At 70.8% G+C, this 1,632-nt stretch carries 1 protein-coding gene and 1 pseudogene; both read right to left on the bottom strand.

Annotated features, from left to right (window positions below):
- Window positions 1–228 (bottom strand): annotated as a pseudogene (locus G3I65_RS54805) (shikimate dehydrogenase); the annotation flags it as partial.
- Between the two features lie 16 nt (window positions 229–244).
- Complete coding sequence (gene mltG / locus G3I65_RS54800; RefSeq protein ID WP_160704391.1) at window positions 245–1,612, bottom strand: endolytic transglycosylase MltG; 1,368 nt, start codon at window positions 1,610–1,612, stop codon at window positions 245–247.
- Window positions 1,613–1,632: the final 20 nt, after the last annotated feature.

Below are 1,632 nucleotides of genomic sequence, written 5' to 3'. Positions count from 1 at the left end.
CGCCGCCGCGCGCGGGGTCGCCTCGGCCGCGTGGTCCAGGGCCGCGCGCTTGCCCGGCATGGTGACCGAGAGGCCCGCCCACTCCGGGCCGAGGCCGTCGACGAGCGCCGGGAGCTCCTCGGCGCCCGTCTCGATCCGCTCGTACGTCCAGCCGGTCAGGCCGAGCGCGGCGAACGCGGCGCCGTGCAGCACCGGGGACAGCGAGTGTGCCACCGGCTTGCCGAGCACCGCGGCCTTGCGGGGCTCAGATGACACCGCGATCCCTGGCCAGGTCGCGGTTCTTGTTGTGCTCGTCGTTGGTGACCGCGAAGCAGGACAGGCCGTTCTTCTCGCACTTGACGAAGTAGACCCAGTCCCCCGCCGCCGGGTGCACCGCGGCCTGGATCGCGTCCGCGCTCGGCACCGAAATCGGCGTCGGCGGCAGCCCGTTGATCTTGTACGTGTTGTACGCGCCGGACTTCACGCGGTCGCCCTCGTTGGTCAGCAGCGTCGGGCGGTCCAGCACGTAGTTGACCGTGGAGTCCATCTGCAGCCGCATGTTGATCGCCAGCCGGTTGTAGATGACCCGCGACAGCTTGCCGAAGTCGGCCTTGACCGCCTCGCGCTCGATGATCGACGCGATGATGAGCGTCTGGTACGGCGTCATGCCCGGGCCGGTCGACTGCGGGCTCAGCCCGGCGTTCTGGATCGCCTCGGTCGAGCTCTTCACCAGCTGCCCGAGGACCTCCTGCGCGTTCGCCCCGGGCCGGACGTCGTAGAGGCCCGGCGCGATCAGGCCTTCCAGCCTGCGGTCCTTGCGGTCGGCCTTGTTCGCCGGCTCGATCGCCCAGTCCGGCACGCCGAGCGTCTTCAGGTCCGCCCCGTCGACCGCCTTGCGGAAGTCGTCGGCGGACACGCAGGTGCTCTTGCCGTCGAGCTGCGCGCACGTCGCCTTCGCCAGCAGGCTGTACACGCCGGGCGTGACCTTGCCGTCGGGCTGGGTGATGTCGTCGAACTGCGTGTACGGCCGGATCTCCAGCTGGCCGACGCGCGACGCCGGCGCGGTGATCCGGTCGACCGCGCTGGCCCCGGACATGTGCGACTTCATGACGTAGAAGCCGTGCTGGATCCGGGCGAGCTTCGGGTTGTCCTCGCCGGCCTTCACGAACGCCTTGCCGCTGGCGACGATCCCGGCGGTGGCGAGCTTCGCGCCGATCGCCGACGTCGAGTCGCCGTCGTCGACCTGGAACAGCACGTCCCCGTCGCCGGCGCCGTCGAAGTCCTCGTAGCCGAAGAACTTGGTGAAGCCGTAGTAGGCGCCGCCGGCGAGCAGGGCGATCACCGCGATCGCGGCGACCCAGCCCAGGAAGCGCTTGCCCCTCTTCTTCTTGCGGGGCTTCGCCGGCTCGTCCTCGTAGTCGTCGTAGTCCTCGTCGTACCCGGCCTCGTCGTAGTCGTCTTCGTACTCGTCGTAGTCCGCGTACTCGTCGTCCTCGTCGAAGAACTCGTCGGGTTCTTCGTGGGCCGGCTCGACCGGGGCCTGCGCCGGGATGATGTCCGTGGGCGGGTCGTCGCGCACCGGCGGGGGCGGCGGACGGCGCCGCCGCGGCGGCTCGGCACCGGGTTCGGGCACGCCGACAGAGCGGTCACCCG

Source organism: Amycolatopsis sp. SID8362, assembly GCF_010550475.1.
GTDB lineage: Bacteria > Actinomycetota > Actinomycetes > Mycobacteriales > Pseudonocardiaceae > Amycolatopsis > Amycolatopsis eburnea.
The sequence above is the reverse complement of the archived record's forward strand: the minus strand, read 5'-3'. Positions and strand labels throughout refer to the sequence as shown.